General features: G+C 59.8%; 19 protein-coding genes. 8 read left to right on the forward strand and 11 right to left on the reverse strand.

What is annotated here, in order from left to right; genetic code table 11:
- Nucleotides 1–51 precede the first annotated feature (51 nt).
- Entirely contained in the window at nt 52–1,338 is a 1,287-nt protein-coding gene (locus JFT86_RS23680; protein WP_201238683.1) for an MFS transporter, read from the reverse strand.
- 158 nt (nt 1,339–1,496) lie between these two features.
- On the opposite strand from JFT86_RS23680, the gene JFT86_RS23685 reads away from it, so the two are divergent.
- Nucleotides 1,497–2,411: a LysR family transcriptional regulator gene (locus tag JFT86_RS23685; RefSeq protein WP_201238684.1), complete on the forward strand. Its 915-nt coding sequence runs from the start codon at nt 1,497–1,499 to the stop codon at nt 2,409–2,411.
- A 163-nt stretch (nt 2,412–2,574) separates the two neighbouring features.
- On the opposite strand, the gene JFT86_RS23690 is transcribed toward JFT86_RS23685, so the two are convergent.
- From JFT86_RS23690 to JFT86_RS23700, 3 genes are read right to left on the reverse strand one after another with little or no spacing between them, the layout of a single operon-like run.
- Nucleotides 2,575–3,117, reverse strand: coding sequence for a DUF2937 family protein (locus JFT86_RS23690; RefSeq protein WP_201238685.1), 543 nt, complete (start codon nt 3,115–3,117; stop codon nt 2,575–2,577).
- Nucleotides 3,118–3,129: 12 nt separating this feature from the next.
- Entirely contained in the window at nt 3,130–3,906 is a 777-nt protein-coding gene (locus JFT86_RS23695) for a class II glutamine amidotransferase (protein ID WP_100847538.1), read from the reverse strand.
- Between the two features lie 15 nt (nt 3,907–3,921).
- Entirely contained in the window at nt 3,922–4,419 is a 498-nt protein-coding gene (locus JFT86_RS23700; RefSeq protein ID WP_201238686.1) for an MFS transporter, read from the reverse strand.
- 225 nt (nt 4,420–4,644) lie between these two features.
- Between JFT86_RS23700 and JFT86_RS23705 the strand changes: the two genes are divergently transcribed.
- A complete protein-coding gene (locus JFT86_RS23705; protein WP_201238687.1) occupies nt 4,645–6,699 on the forward strand; it encodes a S9 family peptidase in 2,055 nt (684 codons plus the stop codon).
- A 278-nt stretch (nt 6,700–6,977) separates the two neighbouring features.
- Entirely contained in the window at nt 6,978–7,451 is a 474-nt protein-coding gene (locus tag JFT86_RS23710) for a cyclic nucleotide-binding domain-containing protein (RefSeq protein ID WP_201238688.1), read from the forward strand.
- On the opposite strand, the gene JFT86_RS23715 is transcribed toward JFT86_RS23710, so the two are convergent.
- Nucleotides 7,448–7,732: a hypothetical protein gene (locus JFT86_RS23715; protein ID WP_201238689.1), complete on the reverse strand. Its 285-nt coding sequence runs from the start codon at nt 7,730–7,732 to the stop codon at nt 7,448–7,450. The genes JFT86_RS23710 and JFT86_RS23715 overlap by 4 nt on opposite strands.
- Before the next feature lie 78 nt (nt 7,733–7,810).
- Between JFT86_RS23715 and JFT86_RS23720 the strand changes: the two genes are divergently transcribed.
- From JFT86_RS23720 to JFT86_RS23735, 4 genes are all read left to right on the forward strand, one after another.
- Complete coding sequence (locus tag JFT86_RS23720; RefSeq protein ID WP_201238690.1) at nt 7,811–8,497, forward strand: hypothetical protein; 687 nt, start codon at nt 7,811–7,813, stop codon at nt 8,495–8,497.
- Between the two features lie 48 nt (nt 8,498–8,545).
- Nucleotides 8,546–8,917 carry a YajD family HNH nuclease gene (locus tag JFT86_RS23725; RefSeq protein WP_007911336.1) on the forward strand — a complete coding sequence of 124 codons (372 nt, stop codon included), beginning with the start codon at nt 8,546–8,548 and terminating at the stop codon, nt 8,915–8,917.
- A gap of 181 nt (nt 8,918–9,098) precedes the next feature.
- Entirely contained in the window at nt 9,099–9,569 is a 471-nt protein-coding gene (locus tag JFT86_RS23730; RefSeq protein ID WP_007911337.1) for an RNA methyltransferase, read from the forward strand.
- An 81-nt stretch (nt 9,570–9,650) separates the two neighbouring features.
- Nucleotides 9,651–10,028: a DUF2892 domain-containing protein gene (locus tag JFT86_RS23735; RefSeq protein ID WP_201238691.1), complete on the forward strand. Its 378-nt coding sequence runs from the start codon at nt 9,651–9,653 to the stop codon at nt 10,026–10,028.
- A 101-nt stretch (nt 10,029–10,129) separates the two neighbouring features.
- On the opposite strand, the gene JFT86_RS23740 is transcribed toward JFT86_RS23735, so the two are convergent.
- Both JFT86_RS23740 and JFT86_RS23745 read right to left on the reverse strand, forming a co-directional pair.
- Nucleotides 10,130–11,359 carry a hypothetical protein gene (locus JFT86_RS23740; RefSeq protein ID WP_201238692.1) on the reverse strand — a complete coding sequence of 410 codons (1,230 nt, stop codon included), beginning with the start codon at nt 11,357–11,359 and terminating at the stop codon, nt 10,130–10,132.
- 35 nt (nt 11,360–11,394) lie between these two features.
- A complete protein-coding gene (locus tag JFT86_RS23745) occupies nt 11,395–11,844 on the reverse strand; it encodes a YcgN family cysteine cluster protein (protein WP_201238693.1) in 450 nt (149 codons plus the stop codon).
- Nucleotides 11,845–12,122: 278 nt separating this feature from the next.
- On the opposite strand from JFT86_RS23745, the gene JFT86_RS23750 reads away from it, so the two are divergent.
- On the forward strand, nt 12,123–12,716 hold the full coding sequence (locus tag JFT86_RS23750) for a nitroreductase family protein (protein ID WP_201238694.1): 594 nt from the start codon (nt 12,123–12,125) through the stop codon (nt 12,714–12,716).
- Between the two features lie 123 nt (nt 12,717–12,839).
- Here JFT86_RS23750 and JFT86_RS23755 read toward each other — a convergent pair whose 3' ends face one another.
- The 4 genes from JFT86_RS23755 to JFT86_RS23770 form a co-directional block, all read right to left on the reverse strand.
- A complete protein-coding gene (locus tag JFT86_RS23755) occupies nt 12,840–13,772 on the reverse strand; it encodes a D-2-hydroxyacid dehydrogenase (protein ID WP_201238695.1) in 933 nt (310 codons plus the stop codon).
- 105 nt (nt 13,773–13,877) lie between these two features.
- Complete coding sequence (locus JFT86_RS23760; protein WP_201238696.1) at nt 13,878–14,171, reverse strand: YcgL domain-containing protein; 294 nt, start codon at nt 14,169–14,171, stop codon at nt 13,878–13,880.
- On the reverse strand, nt 14,168–15,301 hold the full coding sequence (gene rnd / locus JFT86_RS23765; protein ID WP_201238697.1) for a ribonuclease D: 1,134 nt from the start codon (nt 15,299–15,301) through the stop codon (nt 14,168–14,170). The genes JFT86_RS23760 and rnd overlap by 4 nt, the downstream gene beginning before the upstream one ends.
- 163 nt (nt 15,302–15,464) lie before the next feature.
- Complete coding sequence (locus JFT86_RS23770) at nt 15,465–17,114, reverse strand: phosphoethanolamine--lipid A transferase (protein ID WP_201238698.1); 1,650 nt, start codon at nt 17,112–17,114, stop codon at nt 15,465–15,467.
- Nucleotides 17,115–17,151 lie beyond the last annotated feature (37 nt).

Consider the following 17,151-nt stretch of genomic DNA (forward strand, 5'->3'; position numbering starts at 1 on the left):
CTTTCTATCCGTAGGACATTGCCCGCCGGGCAGTGCCTCGCAGGTTAGCAGTTACTGCGCATCCAGTTGCTTGCCACGGGTTTCCGGCAGGCTCAACGCTGCCAGAATCACCACGCCGTAAGACACCGCCGCGAATGCACCAATGCCCATGCTCAAGGGCACTTTCTGGCTGAGCAGACCGATCAGCAGCGGAAACATAGCAGCCAGCGCGCGGCCGATGTTGTAGCAGAAGCCTTGTCCGGAACCGCGAATCCGTGTTGGAAACAGCTCGGTGAGGAACGCGCCCATGCCGCTGAAAATCCCTGAAGCAAAGAAACCCAACGGGAAGCCCAGCCACAACATCACAGCGTTGCTGACCGGCATTTGCGTGTACAGCAGAACGATGGTGAACGAGCCGATTGCAAACAGGATGAAATTCTTTTTACGCCCCAGCAGATCGGTCAGAAAGGCGCTGATCACATACCCGACGTAGGAACCGACAATCACCATTGCCAGATAGCCGCCGGTGCCGAGCACGCTCAGGCCGCGTTCGTTCTTCAGGAAGGTCGGCAGCCACGAAGTGATTGCGTAGTAACCGCCCAGCGCACCAGTGGTCAGCAGCGAGGCGCGGATTGTGGTGAAAAGCATACCGGGAGCAAAAATCTCGTAGAACTTCGCCGGATTCTCCGGTGTTTGCGCAGCCTTGGCTTCGCGGTAAATCTCCGGATCCTTTACCAGTCGCCGCACGAAAATCACGAAAATTGCCGGGACGATGCCAAGGATGAACAGCGCGCGCCAGGCGTCTTCCGGTGGCAACAGCGAGAACAGCAGCGCATACAGAATCGCCGTGAGGCCCCAGCCCAGCGCCCAGCCGGATTGCACCATGCCCACCGCTTTACCACGGTCCTGGGCGCGAATGACTTCGCCGATCAGCACCGCGCCGGCGGTCCATTCGCCGCCGAAACCGAAGCCCATCAGGGTGCGGGCGATCAACAGTTGTTCGTAGTTCTGGGCGAAGCCGCAGAGGAAGGTGAAGAAGGCGAACCACAACACAGTCAGTTGCAGGGTGCGCACGCGACCGATGCGGTCGGAGAGAATGCCGGCAACCCAGCCGCCAATGGCCGAGGCGATCAAGGTGCTGGTGTGAATCAGCCCTGCTTCACCGGTGGTGATGCCCCACATCGCAATCAGCGTCGGCACGACGAAGCTGAGCATCTGCGTGTCCATGCCGTCCAGACCGTAACCGATCTTGCAGCTCCAGAAGGTGCGGCGCTCCTGCTGATTGATATTGCGATACCAGTCGAACGGTCCCGGACGCGCCGATGCCTTGGGTAAATCAATGGTGTCGGGAGCACTCATGGCAAATCTCCGCAGGTTTTTATTGGTCTTGTTCGCAGATCCCGCGACGCCTATCGTGGGAACCGGATGCGCCGATTTTTGGGCGCGCCGCCCTGCTGCGTCCAACGAATAAAAACCCGCCTTAGGCATAAGAAAAATTTGTCACCCGAGCCTTTGCCATGAACCTGAAGTTTCTTGAGACCTTTGTCTGGGTCGCCCGGCTGAAGAGTTTTCGCCTGACCGCCGACAAGCTGTTCACCACCCAGGCGTCGATTTCCAGCCGCATCGCGGTGCTCGAAAGTGAGCTGGGCGTGAAGCTGTTTCTGCGTGATTCTCGCGGGGTCAGCCTGACGCCCGAAGGCTTGAAAGTGCTGGACTATGCCGAGCAGATGCTCGACACCATGAGTGCGCTGAAGCAATCGATCGAAACCCGTTCGAGCAAGGTCGGCCGAGTGCGCATCGGGGTGATGGACACGGTGATCCACACGTGGCTGAGCCCGTTGGTGGCGCAGATGACCGATCTCTATCCGCGAGTGGAGATCGAGCTGGTGGCGGATACTTCACTGAACCTCTGCGATCAGCTGCAAAAAGGCTTTCTCGATCTGATCCTGCAAACCGATCTGGTCCGTCATGAAAGCGTGCGCAGCCTGGAGCTGGCCAGCCATCCGCTGGGCTGGATTGTCGCCAGCAATTCGATCTACAACCGCGAGTACGCCGATCTGGCCGAACTGGCGCAGGAACGGATCATTACCTATTCGAAAAACTCCCGACCGCATCAGGACATTCTGGCGTTGATGCAGGCTAACGGCGTGCTGGCGCCACGATTGAATTGTGTGAATTCGGTATCGGCGATTACGCGGTTGCTGCGCGATGGTTTTGGCATTGGCGTGTTACCGCCAGTGCTGGTGGCCGAAGAGCTGGCGAGGGGCGAACTGACGTTGCTCGATGTCGACCAGCGACCACCGAACCTGCAAGTGGTGGTGTCGTGGCGAGTGGGGGTTGAGTGGGTCGAGGAGATTGTGACGTTGTGTCAGCAGGTGCTGGCCGGGTATGCGCACAAAGTGGGCAAGGACTACATCACCCTCACTGACTGATTACATAACTGTGGTGAGGGGATTTATCCCCGATGGGGCGCGAAGCGGCCCCAAGAGTTGTGACAGAAAGACCGGAGTTGTCAGGTTTCAGGGCTGCTTCGCAGCCCATCGGGGATAAATCCCCTCACCACAAAATCCCCTCACTTCAAGGATTGTGCAGAATTTACAATCCCCGCACGTCGCGGTCTTCGATCGGCCGGCTCTGGCGCAGGCGCTTGCCGCCGAGCACCACCCAGTCGATCAGGCGGAACAGGCATTCAATCCCGAAAGACAGCAGCAGCGCCCCGCTCATGCCCCAGATCATCGCCTCTGGCGTCAGCAGAATCTGGTAGCTGTAGCCGTTCCAGGTTTCCTTGCGGATATCCGGATCAGCGGCCAGCACCACTTGCAGGAAGCGGATGTACCACGGCCCCTGCATCGCCTGGTATTGCTTGTCCAGCGCCAGCTGACGATTGAGCAAGGTGCTCAGGCTGTCGGCATCGCTGCGAAACACCGGATCTTCGCTGGCGCGGTAATGCGCGACCAGCGCCTGCAAGTCACCCTTGAAAAACTGCTCGGCAGTGCCCTGAAACCCGCGCAGACCGGTCTGCGCTTCGATCAGATGCGCCTCGACGCGTTTCGCGTAATCGTTGATGAACCCCGGCACCTGGACACCGATCAACAGGCCCGCCGCAAACAACACCAGCCGTAGATAACTGAGCAACATGGGGTGCAATCCTTATTCGGTCTTGCCTTGGCTGACGCATTCGCCGCGTCGCCACAGGCTCCATTGGCCCGGTTCGTAGCGGGTCCAGGTTTCGTTTTCGGTCAGAGGTTCGGTGGCAATCACCGTCACCACGTCGTTGGGCGTGGTTTCCGCCTGAAAATCGACGATCACATCGACATCCTTGAGCCGCGCCGGGCCGAATGGTGCGCGCCGGGTGATCTGCGCCAGTTTGGTCGAGCAATAGCAGAACAGCCAGTCGCCGTCGCTGAGCAGACAGTTGAACACGCCTTTGCTGCGGTATTCGGCGCACGCGGCGACCAGATCAGGCAACAGCACTTCTATATCGACCGGTTCCGGGAATGCTGCACGCACGCGGTTGAGCAAATCGCAGAACGCCGCCTCGCTGTCGGTATCGCCGACCGGACGGTAGAAACTTTTGATCGGGGTGAAATCGGCGAGTTGGCCGTTGTGCGCGAAGCACCAGTTGCGCCCCCACAGTTCACGGACGAACGGGTGGGTGTTGGACAGGCAGACCTTGCCGACGTTGGCCTGGCGGATGTGGCCGATGACCACTTCGCTCTTGATCGGATAACGCTGTACCAGATTGGCGACTTCCGATTCGCAACTCGCCGCCGGATCCTGAAACAGCCGCAGGCCACGGCCCTCATAGAAAGCGATGCCCCAGCCGTCGCGGTGTGGGCCGGTGCGGCCGCCGCGCTGCATCAGGCCGGTGAAGCTGAACACGATATCGGTCGGCACGTTGGCACTCATGCCCAGTAATTCACACATGTGCGGACTCTCGGATTACAGACGCGGCTCGACCCGCATGCGCTGCGGATTGTTCGGCACTGGCGGGCGACCGTAACGGTCATCACCGGCGCCGCCGAACGGTTGATCGTCGTCGCGATCATCGGCGCGGGCCGCGGCCTTGGCGGCTTCAGCCTGCTCGCGACGCGCTCTTGAAGCACGCTCGATCGGGAAACGGATCAACACGAAGATCAGGTAGATGCCGAAAGCGATCATGCCGTACATGAACAGATCGGAGATCGCGCGCCAGGCGTTGTTGCCAACCTTGAAGGCCAGATCCAGCGCGGTAATGGCGATGGCCGGAGCAACCTTTTCCTTCACCGGATCAATGATGGTCGGGCTGAACAGCAACACCGCCATCAACACGCGCAGCGGTTCGCGCAGCCAGCGCCACATCCAGGTGGTCAGGCGCATCCATACCAACAGGCAGCCCACAGCGGCAAAGGCGTAGAGGCCCCAGGCGATCAGATAGTCGTTCTCGGTCATGGTGTCCATGGCAAGGCAGGCAAAGAGGCGCTTATAGTAACGACTTTTCGCCCGTCAGGCTTGTCCCAATAGACACACGACCTGTAGGAGTGAGCCTGCTCGCGATGACGGACTGCCAGACGACATTGTTGTTGAAGCTGCCGGCCTCATCGCGAGCAGGCTCGCTCCTACAGAGGTTGCGGTGATATCCAGAGCTGCGAAAAACCCTATTCCGTAATTGTCCGAGAGCCTTCCATGCCCGATTCCGCCAACGTCATCAGTGCTCCGATTGCCCGCAAGGCGCCCGGCGCCGACCCGTATGCCTGGCTGCAGGAACGTGACACCGACGCGGTGCTCGACTACCTCAAGGCCGAAAACGCTTACCAGGAAGCACAAACCGCCGATCAGGCCGCGTTGCGTGAAAGCCTGTTCGAAGAGATCAAAGGCCGGATTCTCGAAACCGACCTGTCCCTGCCATCGCCATGGGGCCCGTACCTGTATTACACGCGTACCACCGCCGGCGATGAATACGCCCGCCACTACCGCTGCCCGCGCCCGGCAGACGACAGCCTGACCCTCGACGAAAGCCGCGAACAACTGCTGCTCGACCCGAACGAGCTGGCCAATGGCGGCTTTTTCTCGCTGGGCGCGTTCAGCATCAGCCCGGATCACCAGCGCCTGGCCTACAGCGTCGACGCCTCGGGCGATGAGATTTACACGCTGTTCGTCAAAGAACTGGCCAACGACAAAGTCAGCGAACTGGAATTCGAAGACTGCGACGGCAGCATGACTTGGGCCAACGACAGCCTGACGCTGTTTTTTGCCGTGCTCGACGACACCCATCGCCCGCACAAACTGTTCCGCTACCGCCTCGACGGTACCGCTGCCGAAGAGGTTTTCCACGAGCCTGACGGGCGTTTCTTCCTGCATTGCTACCGATCCAGCTCCGAACAGCAATTGCTGCTGTCGCTGGGCAGCAAGACCACCAGCGAAGTCTGGGCGCTGGATGCCAATCAGCCGCACCTGCCATTCGCTTGCCTGGCACCACGGGTCGAGGAACACGAATACGACGTCGACCATGGCCTGCTCGATGGCCTATGGACGTGGTTTATCCGTACCAACCGCGATGGCATCAACTACGCCCTGTATCAGGCGCCGGACACTGGCGTGGTGCCGACGGAGGCCGATTGGCAAAACCTGATCGCGCACAGCGACACGGTGATGCTCGATGGCGTAAGTCTCAACGCGCAAGCCATGACCTTGAGCCTGCGCGAAGGCGGCTTGCCGATCATTGAAGTCCACCCACACGGCGTGGCGCCTTATCGCGTGCAATTGCCGGATGCGGCCTACAGCCTCTATGTGCAAAACAGCCTGGAATTCGACAGTGATCGCGTCCGTCTGCGCTATGAGGCCTTGAATCGCCCGGCGCAGGTACGCCAATTGATTCTGGCCAGCGGCGAACAAACCGTCCTGAAAGAAACCCCGGTACTCGGTCCGTTCGATGCCGACGCTTACGTCAGCCAACGCCTGTGGGCGACTGCGCCGGACGGCACGCTGGTGCCGATCAGCCTGGTGATGAAGCGCGAAATGGTTGGCAAACCGGTGCCGCTGTACCTCTATGGCTATGGCGCCTACGGCTCGAGCCTCGATCCGTGGTTCTCTCACGCACGCCTGAGTCTGCTCGATCGCGGCATGGCCTTCGCCATCGCCCACGTACGCGGTGGCGGTGAACTGGGCGAAGCGTGGTATCGCGCGGGCAAACAGGAACACAAACACAACACCTTCAGCGACTTCATCGCCTGCGCCGAGTTTTTGATCCTCAACGGCATTACCACTGCAGAAAAACTGGCGATCAGCGGTGGCAGCGCCGGTGGTCTGTTGATCGGCGCGGTGCTCAATCAGCGCCCGGATCTGTTTGGCGTGGCGATTGCCGAAGTGCCGTTCGTCGACGTGCTGAACACCATGCTCGACCCGGAGCTACCGCTGACCGTCACTGAATACGACGAGTGGGGCAACCCGCAAGAACCGGACGTCTATGATCGGATCAAGGCGTATGCGCCGTACGAAAACGTCACCGCACAGGCGTATCCGCCAACCTTGGTGATCGCCGGCTACAACGACAGCCGCGTGCAGTACTGGGAAGCCGCCAAGTGGGTGGCGAAGTTGCGCGCGACGAAAACCGACGACAATGTGCTGTTGCTCAAGACCGAACTCGGTGCAGGGCATGGCGGGATGAGCGGGCGTTATCAGGGATTACGTGACGTAGCGCTCGAATACGCATTTGTGTTCAAGGTTTTGGGCATCGCCTGAGGAACTCCGTCGGTCACTTGGGTCTTAATTGCAGACCCGAGAGGCCGATACCCCACAGACCTCCGTGAAAACCGATCCCTTGTGGCGAGGGGATTTATCCCCGATCGACTGCGCAGCAGTCGTAATTCCGGTCAACGCGGTGTGTCAGCATTACCGCGTTTGCAGGATTTGGGGCCGCTTCGCAGCCCGTCGGGGATAAATCCCCTCACCACAAAAAAGTGTTCCCACGGGATCCGTGTACAGCCTCGAAAATGTGAAAACAAAAAGATTGCCACGACATGTCAGAACCGACCTTACTCAACAACGAAATCCGCGACTGGCTGATGGACTGCGGCCTGTTCGATCAATTGCAACTGGCCGACTTCGCTGCGGCATCGGGCTATTTCAGCATCAGCACCGTGGCTGAAGGCGAGGCAATTTTCCGCGAGGGCGATGCCGGCAGTTTCATGTGCATCCTCCACACCGGCCAGGTGGCCGTGCAGAAAACCGGCCCCGACGGTCAGGTCATCACCATGGCCACCCTGCGCAGCGGTCGGGCGTTCGGCGAAATGGCCGTGCTGGACGGCGAAAGGCGTTCAGCAACGTGCGTGGCAGCGACCAATTGCCAACTGTTGAATCTAGGCAAGGACTCGCTGGAAAAAATGCTCAACGATGCGCCGAAGATTGCCGCAAAAATCATTCGCGCCCTCGCCGTCTCCCTCTCCAAACGCCTGCGCATGGCTGACGGCCAACTGGCGGCGCAGCAGATTTAACCGCCCGGGGATTTCGCCTTGGTGCTGGTCGGCTCAATGCCCGGCACCGGTTGATCCTTGCTCGGCGGGCTGGGCATTTCGATCGGCACCAGCGGCGGACTGCCACTGCCGGCGCCAGACTTGGGGATGTTGATCGGGGTGATCTGCGGATACGGTGTCGGGGTTGCGGTCCCGGGCGAGCCGGGTTGCGGCGCCGGGCTGACCGGAACAACCTGCTGTGCCTGCACGGCAGTAATCGAGAGCGCGGCCAGGGCAATGACCGTTAGAATGGTGCGCTTCATCAAGGGCTCCGTTGGCCTTAGTCTGCGCTCAGGCTACTCCCAACGCGCCTGCTTGCCTTCCCCCTTTTAGAGATTTCCATGAAACGTTTCGTTCTGCTCGACACCACCCCGATCCCTGAAAGCGGCGGTGCCCTGTGCCTGTTCGAGTATGGCGAGGATTTCGTCATCAAGATCCAGGGCGGCGACGGCGGGCAACTGATGAACACGCGCATGCACGGCTCCGAAGATGCGCTGGCCGAGATTCCTTGCCGCAAGGTCGCTGGCCGGCCGAACTCTCGGGTGCTGATCGGCGGGCTGGGTATGGGTTTCACCCTCGCTTCGGCGCTCAAGCATCTGGGTAAAACCGCAGAAGTAGTGGTCGCCGAACTGGTGCCCGGCGTGGTCGAGTGGAACCGTGGCCCCCTCGGCGAAAAGTCCGGTCGGCCTCTGCTCGATCCGCGCACGGTAATTCGCCAGGACGATGTGGCCAACGTACTGCAAAGCGAGCCGAACGGCTTCGACGCGATCATGCTCGACGTCGACAACGGCCCCGAAGGCCTGACCCAGAAGGCCAACAGCTGGCTGTATTCCGCCGCCGGTCTGAATGCCTGCGCCAAGGCCCTGCGCCCCAAAGGCGTACTCGCAGTATGGTCGGCCAGCGCCGATCGGCAGTTTTCCGACAAGTTGAAGAAGGCCGGTTTCAAGGCTGAGGAAGTGCAGGTGTTCGCCCACGGCAACAAGGGCACTCGCCACACGATCTGGATTGCCGAGAAGCTCAAGGGCTGAGCTAAACTCTGCACATAACCGTCATTAGTCTTTTACAAAGGTGAACCCATGAGTTCGTCCACCCCAACCAACACGTCGAAGCTGGATCGCATCCTCGCCGACAACCAGCGCGACAAGGAAATGGGCTACCGCGACAAGGCCCTGAAGATGTATCCGCACGTCTGTGGCCGCTGCACCCGCGAGTTTTCCGGCAAGCGCCTGAGTGAACTGACCGTGCACCACCGCGATCACAACCACGACAACAACCCGCAGGACGGCTCGAACTGGGAGCTGTTGTGCCTGTACTGCCACGATAACGAACACTCGCGGTACACCGACCAGCAGTATTTCAGCGAAGGCTCGCTGAGCACGCCGAAAATCGCCAAGGCAACGCACAACCCGTTTGCCGCGCTGGCCGGGTTGATGAAAAAAGAAGACTGAAGATCCTTATTGCCTGTCCCGGCCTCATCGCGAGCAGGCTCACTCCTACATTTGGAATGCAATCCCCTGTAGGAGTGAGCCCGCTCGCGATAGCGATCTCCTGAACACCACCAATCTCAAGCTGCCCGCCCTCCCCCAATCCCCGTATAATCGCGCTCTTTTTCCCGAAGGCACCCCGCTCGTGGCAGACAAACGTTACAGCTGCATTGGTTTGTACAACCCCAAATCACCGGAGAACGTCGGTTCGGTGATGCGCGCCGCAGGCTGTTACGGCGTGGCGTCGGTGTTCTACACCGGCAAGCGTTATGAACGCGCCGCCGATTTCGTCACCGACACCAAACGCGTGCACTACGACATCCCGTTGATCGGCATCGATGATCTGAAAAAGATTCTCCCGCTCAACTGCGTACCGGTCGCCGTGGAACTGGTCGAGGGCGCCCGCCCGCTGCCGGAATACACCCACCCGGATCGCGCGCTGTACATCTTCGGCCCGGAAGACGGCTCGCTGGACAAAGAGATTCGCGACTGGTGCGAAGACGTCGTGTACATCCCGACCACTGGCTGCATGAACCTCGCCGCCACGGTCAACGTTGTGCTCTACGACCGCATGGCCAAGGGCTTGAACACCCGTTCCGGGCCGAAATTCCGCTAAAGCGTCGCACATCCGATGGAACAAGCGGACCGCTATGGCAGTCAGCTTGTTTATCCATTACTCATTGCCTGGAGAAAGATCATGAGCGAGCTCAAACGCGTCGAGCGTATCGAATCCACCCCGTTCCAGAGCCGTTCCGAGCAGAACGTCGAAGGCTGGGAGCGCATCGGATCCCTGGCCGGCGGCGTGATCATGGTCGGCAAGGGCCTGCGCCGTGGCGGTGTGTTCGGTTTGATTCAGGTGGCGATTGGCGGCGTGGCCATGGCCCGCGGGATTACCGGGCACAGTTCGGTGAAAAGCCTGCTGGAGAAAAGCCGTCAGGACATGAACAACGTGCGGGCGAAGATTGAACGCGCCGGGGAAGAATTGAGCAAGCTGAAGGCCAATGCCGAAGCAGCGACCAAGACCGCCACGGTGACCGGCAATGATTCGGTGAAATCGCCGAAAGCCGGGGTTTGATCCAGCATTTACGGTGGGGCATGGCCCTATCGCGAGCAGGCTCACTCCTACAGGGGAACGCATTTCCAATTGTAGGAGTGAGCCTGCTCGCGATGGCGGTATTACTGAAGTAACCCGGTATCAAGGACTTTGGATGACTCACCCAGAACACTCTCGGTGAGTTGCACAAACTCCTTGGTACTCACCGTCCCCAAATGCATCGCCCCATGTAGCACGTCATCCAGCGAACGCTTGTTGCGCGTCTTCAGGCGAATCTCGCCATCCAGTTCCTGCAACACAATCACCGCTCTGGAAATCTGCGCCGGACTGATCTGTCCGCCGCGCAGAGTCGTGACCTTCTGACCCTCCTTGGCCAGCTTCGCCTGCAATGCCTGGTAGCGCTCATCGCTCATGCCGCCGGCACGGCGCACCAGTTCAATCGCGTAATACTCGGCAAGCCCTTCGCTGATCCAGTCACTGCGCTGCTCGTCGTTGATCCGCCCGAACACCTGCGCCAGCTCACGCACCAAGGCACTGCTACCGCTTTCGCTGACCAGTGGCAGGCGCGTGTTGAGGTAGATCGACTCGTGCGCGCCAAGGCTGCCACGCCACATCGGGTCATTGGCGCCGACAATCAGCAGCTTGGTCGGATGACGCGGATACAGCGCTTGCACTTGCGGCCAAACAAACGTCAGCAACGTCAGCACGTCCATCCGCCGCATGCCCTGCCCCTGCGGCGACGCCACGGTGACCTCGGTTTCGCCCAGACGCGTGCGACGGCTGCCGAGATGACCGGCGAGCATCCAGCCAGTCGGGCGGTCGAACAGACGTGAAGGGTTGTCGATGCGGAACTTGTTTTTGCCGATTCGCGGCCAAGCGGTCTCGACGCTTTTCCAGCCCTCGGGCAGTTCGAATTGCAGGCGCGAGACCAACTCGGTGCCGTCCTGTTGATCGAGTCTGGCCGGCGGCACCAGCTCATCTCCGCGCATCAGCGCCCAGCCCGGCGTCATACGGGTGTCGAAACTGCCGTTCTTGCGGCCGTGGCTGATGCGCACGCGGTAGGTCAGGCTGGCCTTGTCGCTGGTCGGGCGCCAGACGCCGCGGGCCTGCTTGCCGGGCGTCAGCAGCCATTGGCCGTCTGCCTTGAAGTCGCTGTAATGACTGCCGTCGCCGAGGTCGAAATCGAGACTGCGCACGGTTTCACCTTTGGCCAGGGTCAGGCGCACTTCAGCCTGATCACTCTGTGGCAGCAGGCGTACGTGATAATCCAGATCGACTTTTTTTGCCGCCCATACCGGCGCGCTCAGCGCCAACAACCCGACCAGCAACACCCGTTGCAATCCCACCGCCATACACACTCCTTGGTAAAGCTTGAATCGCCGGGCGCTTAACCCGCCCGGAAAATCAGGTGATCTTCCCAGTCATCTTCCGACACGCTGCCTTCGGCGAGCATGCGCCCGGATTGGGAAATCCGCTCGTGGTGTACCGCGTCGCGGTCGCCGCAGACCAGGTGGTGCCAGAGCGGCAGGTCCTTGCCTTCGCTGACCAGACGATAGCCGCAGGTCGGCGGCAGCCATTTGAATTCTTCGGCCTGGCCCGGGGTGAGCTGGATGCAATCCGGGACAAACTTGATGCGGTTCGGGTAATCGCTGCACTGGCAGGTTTTCAGGTCGAGCAGTTTGCAGGCAATGCGCGTGTAGTAGACGCTGTTGTCTTCTTCATCCTCAAGTTTTTGCAGGCAGCACAGACCACAGCCGTCGCACAGCGATTCCCATTCCTCGCGATCCAGTTGATCGAGGGTTTTGTGTATCCAGAACGGTTCGACTTCGGCGGCCATGGCTCAAGCATCAACATCAGGTGGTGAAAAGGCCGCCAGTCTAGTGCCCCAGGCCTTGCGGGCCAAGCGCTGGCGACTGCCGGTTGCGCGGCACTTGTGAGTTTTTGTGGCGACGCGTAGCTTTGCCAGTCGCAGGAGCCTTGCCCGCAAGCCATTAACGCTCGACCGCGTTGCATTGCGATGAACTGTCAGGCTCGGAAAACCCCATCGTTCAGCGCAACTGATCCCGCCGGGTTTTCGTTCGAATTTTTTACTCAAACGTAGCAAGGAATCTCTTGATGAGTGCCAACCCTCGCGTTGCCGAATACGCCATTCACCCGCAGTTCACCGACCGCTGGTCGCCTCGCGCCTTCACCGGCGAAACGATCCCGGAAGAAACCCTGCTGAGCTTTTTCGAAGCGGCGCGCTGGGCGCCATCGGCCTACAACTCGCAGCCGTGGCGCTTTCTGTACGCGCGTCGCGGTACGCCGAACTGGGAGCGTTTTCTCGGTCTGCTGAACGAGTTCAACCGTGGCTGGGCGCAGCACGCTTCGGCGCTGGTGATCGTGATCTCGAAAACCACCTTCGCCGCGCCAGGCGCCACTGAAGAAACGCCGGCGCTGTGGAGCACCTTCGACACGGGTTCGGCGTGGGGTCATCTGGCGCTGCAAGCAAGCATCAGCGGCTGGCACACCCATGGCATGGCCGGCTTCGATCAGGAGTTGACGCGCAAGGAGCTGAATATTCCTGAAGGTTATGCGGTGCACGCGGCAGTGGCCGTCGGCAAACTGGGCGACAAATCGACGCTGGCGGACTACCTGCAAGCGCGCGAAGAGCCAAGCCCGCGTCGCCCGCTGAGCGAACTGGCGGCTGAAGGCGACTTCACCCTCTAAGCCATACTGCAAAACCAATTGTAGGAGTGAGCCTGCTCGCGATGAGGTCGTGTCAGTCGACATTAATGTTGTCTGACACACCGCTATCGCGAGCAGGCTCACTCCTACAGTGTTTGCGGTGAATCAATAACCGCGGTTGAAATCCACTTCCCCGCGCAACGCTTCACCCGCTTGATACGCCCGCAGATTCTCGACAAACAGCTGCACCATCAACGCTGGTGAAGTCGGCGCCGAACTGTGACCGGTCAGCAGCAAACCCCAGGCTGTCCAGAATGGATGACGTTGCGGCAACGGTTCCTGACGGCAGACGTCGATCACCGCGCCCGCCAGATGCCCTTCCTTCAAGGCTTCCACCAGATCCGCATCAACCACCGCCACACCGCGACCGACGTTGATGAACAACCCGGTCGGCTTGAATTGCTTGAAAAGTGCAGCGTCGTAAATATCGTGGGTATGCGCCGTGTTCGGCAGCAGATTGACCACGTAATCCACTTCACCTACCAGACGCGGCAGATCCGCCATCGAGCCGACTTCGACGAATGGTGCCTGCTCGCGGGCGCTGCTGGCGATACCGTACAGTTCGACGCCGAACGGCAACAGAAACTGCGCCACGCTCTGGCCAATGTCACCGGTACCGACGATCAGTACCTTGCGGCCGACCAGGCTCTGGCCGGTGCGATTGTCCCATTTGCGCTCGACCTGGCTGACCAGCCGCGCCAGCACTTCGCGTTCGTGGCCGAGCATGTAAGTCAGCACATATTCGGCCATCACCTGACCGAAAATCCCCACCGCCCGGCTCAAGCGATAATCCCGACGCAAGCCGTCGGCGAGCAGCGGCGTGATGCCGGCCCAGGTCGATTGCAGCCATTGCGGTTGATGGCCCTGACGCAACAGGGTCGCGAGCAGATCCGGTTGCCCCAGCCACACCGGGCAATCGGCGGCCTGACGGGCCAGTTCGGCGGAGTCGCCGCTGGTCAATACTTCCAGCTCCGGCGCTGCCTGACGCAGCAGCCGGGCATATATCGCGTGGTCGTGTTCAGCAATCAGAACGCGCATCTTCAAACCTTTCGCAAACCGTGCAGATGGCCGCCGCTTTCGGGGCGGCCATCGCGGTAAAAACAGTTCCAGGGTTAACAGAGGCCCAGAACAGGGCCTCGCCGATCAGACCGGGTCGTTGCGGCGCAGCAACTCTTCGGGCAAGTGCTCGATGTACTCGTCCTCGGCCGGTGGCATTTGCAGGTGATAGCCCTGCTTTTCGAGGTTTTCCAGGACTACGACGATGTCTTCGCTGGCCAGTTTGCGCTCAGGCGTCAACACCAGACTGAAGGAAAATATGGCTTTGCCGAAAGCTGCCATCAATGCCTCGGGCACGCGTTCCAATTCATCGCTTTTGAGGACATAGAGGTACATGCCTTTGCGCTTCGAGCTTTGGTAAATAGAGCAAATACGTTTCAAGGCTGTTCTCCGGCGGTGGCCAGGCTGTCGAGCAGCTTCTGGCCCATGAGTTCGCGGCGCCAGCCACGCAGCGACTCAGGCAATTGGTAAGGGCCCTCGGGGAAGCCGCTTTTGACCAGCGCTTCGAGGGTTTTCTTGCGCAGCATCAGTTCCGGGGCGATGCCCAGACGCTCAGCCTCGGCCTGGCCTAATGCGCGCAGTTGTTTGATCAACGCAGCAGCGTCGATCGGCAATGGCTCAGGCACCGCTGGCGGCCATTGATCAGGCCCCACACTGCCAGAGCGCTTGATCAGATCAAGCAGAAATTGACCGTCCTGACGCACGGTACGCGGGTGCATGTCTTCGATCTTGCCCAGCGCAGCGAGGTTGTCCGGTTGTGTACGAGCCAGCGGCCACAGCGAATGCTCACGGACGATGCGGTTGCGGGGCAGATCGCGGGCGCGGGCTTCTGTTTCACGCCAGGCGCACAGCTCACGCAGCACAGCCAGTTGCGCGCGGGACAGCTTCCACGCCAGTTTGGCCTCGCGGTAGACCTCGTAAGGGTCGGTTTCGCGGCGCAGGTTGGCGACCAGTTCGGCGCCGTCCTCCAGCACCCAGGCGAACTTGTCGTCAGACAGTTTCGGCCGCAGCTGGACGAAAACCTCCGCCAGATGCACGGCATCTTCAGCGGCGTAGCTGATTTGCGTGTCGGACAGCGGACGCTGCAGCCAGTCGGAGCGGGTTTCGCCTTTCGGCAGTTCGATGCCGAGCACCTCCTGCACCAGTCGCGAATAGCCCATCGAGAACCCGAGGTTCAGATAGGCAGCAGCCAACTGCGTGTCGAACATCGGCGCCGGCAGGCTGCCGGTCAGGCGCAACAGGACTTCGAGGTCTTCGCTGCACGCGTGCAGAACTTTGAGCACCGCCGGGTTTTCCAGCAACGCAGCCAGTGGTTGCCAGGCATTGATGGTCAGCGGATCAATCAGGTAGGCGCGTTTGCCGTCGCCAACCTGCAACAGGCCGGCAATCGGGTAAAAGGTGTCGACCCGCATGAATTCGGTGTCGAGGGCCACGAAAGGCAGCTGCTGCCACTCGGCGCAAAATTGCGCGAGGCTTTCGTTGTCGCGAATCCAGTGAATATCGATGGCCACACGGCTCTCCCTTGAAGAATGGCGCGCAGTATATATCGCCACTGGCGATTTACGCGCCTGCGAAGGGCAAGAGCTGTAACGAAATGTCCTGCCAAAGAGCAAGAATAGTCTGACAGAGGAAACAGACGGGGTCGCCGCGTCAGAACGACGGCCCCGAAACGGCTCAGTCCTTGGCCAACACGCCGTCAATCACCGCACCACGACACCCGGCGAACAAGTCCAGACCCGGCTGATAGACCTTGCTGCGCACCTCCAGCAGGCCAAGCATCGAGTGGAACAGATTGTCCTGACTCAGCGGTTTGTCGCGGCTCATTTGCAGGCAATGGGTATCGACCGAATAAGCCTTTTGATAGTTATCGGAGAACCACGCCAGCATCGCCACATGCTTTTGTTGCTCGGGCGCCAGCATGTAAGGCGTGCCGTGCAGGAACAAGTTGTACTCGCCCAGCGACTCACCGTGATCGGACAGATACAACATCGCCGTATCGACCTTGTCCTGATTGTTGCGCAGTACATCGATCAGGCTCGACAGTACATGATCGGTATAGACCAGGGTGTTGTCGTAACCGTTGACGATACTTTCGCGACTGCAATTGTTCAGTGCGTTACTTTCACAGACCGGCGTGAAGTGCTCGTATTCCTTTGGATAACGCTTGAAGTATTCCGGACCGTGACTGCCCATCTGGTGCAGGACCAGCACCGTGTCCTTGTCCAGATGATCGATAAAGCCTTGCAGACCTTGCAGCAGGATTTCGTCGCGGCACTCACTGTTGGCGCACAGCGTCGGATCCTTCAAGTTGCTGACATCCTGCACGGTGACACGATCACAAGTGCCTTTGCAGCCGGACTGGTTATCGCGCCAGATCACGTCGATACCGGCACGCTTGAGCACATCGAGCAGGCCTTCTTCGTTCTTCGCCTTGCTGGCGTCGTAGTCCTTGCGGCCCATGTTGGAAAACATGCACGGCACCGAGACTGCGGTTTCAGTGCCGCAGGAATGCACGTCGGTGAAGGCGATCAGCCCCGCTTCCTTGTCCAGTTTCGGCGTGGTGTCACGGTCATAACCGAGAATTCCGAAATTCTCTGCACGGGCACTCTCCCCCACCACCAGTACGGTCAGGGATTTGCGCGGCTGGATTTTCAGGTCCGTGTTGCGTTGCGCGTCTTCGCCAATTTTCACGAACGGTTGCTGCGCCGAGACGACCTGTTCACGCAGGTAACCGGCCGACGCGCCAATGTAGTTGCTCGGCACCAGCATCAGGCGCAGTTCATGGTGATTGCGAAACAGCGAAGACAATCCCTGATAGTTGGCCAGTGCAACACCGCCGATGACCGCAGTTGAGACGACCGTGACAATAACTTTGCTGAACAACTCGCGATGCCAACGGCGATAACTTACTGGAACTTTCCACAACATGATCGACGGCAACACGCCAAGGAAAACAATATAGGCAAACAACTTCAATGAGAGTAGATCACGCACTTCGGTGACATTGGTTTCGGCGAAGTTGCGAAACATCCCCGCATCAATCATCACGCCATACTGACTCATGAAATAAGCCACGCCGGCGCTGATCAAAAACATCAAAGTCAACAGCGGTTTTAGTAGCGGACGGAAAGCCAGCAAGGTCAGCACGATGTTGAACGCCGCGAGGATCATCACCCCGAATGCCACCCGCATGGCGATGCCCTTGCCATCCGCGGTGGTAATCTCGAACAGGTGCTGCCAGAGCACAAAATTGAAACCGAGCAAAAGGAAGGCACTGGCAATCAACGTCACCCATTCCGGGCGCACGGCTTTTAACTTCAACATAGAGGTGGGCAGTTCCTGAAAAGAAGCGCCCGGGTTA

Origin of the sequence: Pseudomonas sp. TH06 (assembly GCF_016651305.1) — a bacterium.
Lineage (GTDB): Bacteria > Pseudomonadota > Gammaproteobacteria > Pseudomonadales > Pseudomonadaceae > Aquipseudomonas.

Bases quoted from the DNA above. Each gene is read 5' to 3' on its own strand.
- JFT86_RS23680 (WP_201238683.1), bottom strand. From the start codon at position 1,338: ATGAGTGCTCCCGACACCATTGATTTACCCAAGGCATCGGCGCGTCCG.
- JFT86_RS23685 (WP_201238684.1), top strand. From the start codon at position 1,497: ATGAACCTGAAGTTTCTTGAGACCTTTGTCTGGGTCGCCCGGCTGAAG.
- JFT86_RS23690 (WP_201238685.1), bottom strand. From the start codon at position 3,117: ATGTTGCTCAGTTATCTACGGCTGGTGTTGTTTGCGGCGGGCCTGTTG.
- JFT86_RS23695 (WP_100847538.1), bottom strand. From the start codon at position 3,906: ATGTGTGAATTACTGGGCATGAGTGCCAACGTGCCGACCGATATCGTG.
- JFT86_RS23700 (WP_201238686.1), bottom strand. From the start codon at position 4,419: ATGGACACCATGACCGAGAACGACTATCTGATCGCCTGGGGCCTCTAC.
- JFT86_RS23705 (WP_201238687.1), top strand. From the start codon at position 4,645: ATGCCCGATTCCGCCAACGTCATCAGTGCTCCGATTGCCCGCAAGGCG.
- JFT86_RS23710 (WP_201238688.1), top strand. From the start codon at position 6,978: ATGTCAGAACCGACCTTACTCAACAACGAAATCCGCGACTGGCTGATG.
- JFT86_RS23715 (WP_201238689.1), bottom strand. From the start codon at position 7,732: ATGAAGCGCACCATTCTAACGGTCATTGCCCTGGCCGCGCTCTCGATT.
- JFT86_RS23720 (WP_201238690.1), top strand. From the start codon at position 7,811: ATGAAACGTTTCGTTCTGCTCGACACCACCCCGATCCCTGAAAGCGGC.
- JFT86_RS23725 (WP_007911336.1), top strand. From the start codon at position 8,546: ATGAGTTCGTCCACCCCAACCAACACGTCGAAGCTGGATCGCATCCTC.
- JFT86_RS23735 (WP_201238691.1), top strand. From the start codon at position 9,651: ATGAGCGAGCTCAAACGCGTCGAGCGTATCGAATCCACCCCGTTCCAG.
- JFT86_RS23740 (WP_201238692.1), bottom strand. From the start codon at position 11,359: ATGGCGGTGGGATTGCAACGGGTGTTGCTGGTCGGGTTGTTGGCGCTG.
- JFT86_RS23745 (WP_201238693.1), bottom strand. From the start codon at position 11,844: ATGGCCGCCGAAGTCGAACCGTTCTGGATACACAAAACCCTCGATCAA.
- JFT86_RS23750 (WP_201238694.1), top strand. From the start codon at position 12,123: ATGAGTGCCAACCCTCGCGTTGCCGAATACGCCATTCACCCGCAGTTC.
- JFT86_RS23755 (WP_201238695.1), bottom strand. From the start codon at position 13,772: ATGCGCGTTCTGATTGCTGAACACGACCACGCGATATATGCCCGGCTG.
- JFT86_RS23770 (WP_201238698.1), bottom strand. From the start codon at position 17,114: ATGTTGAAGTTAAAAGCCGTGCGCCCGGAATGGGTGACGTTGATTGCC.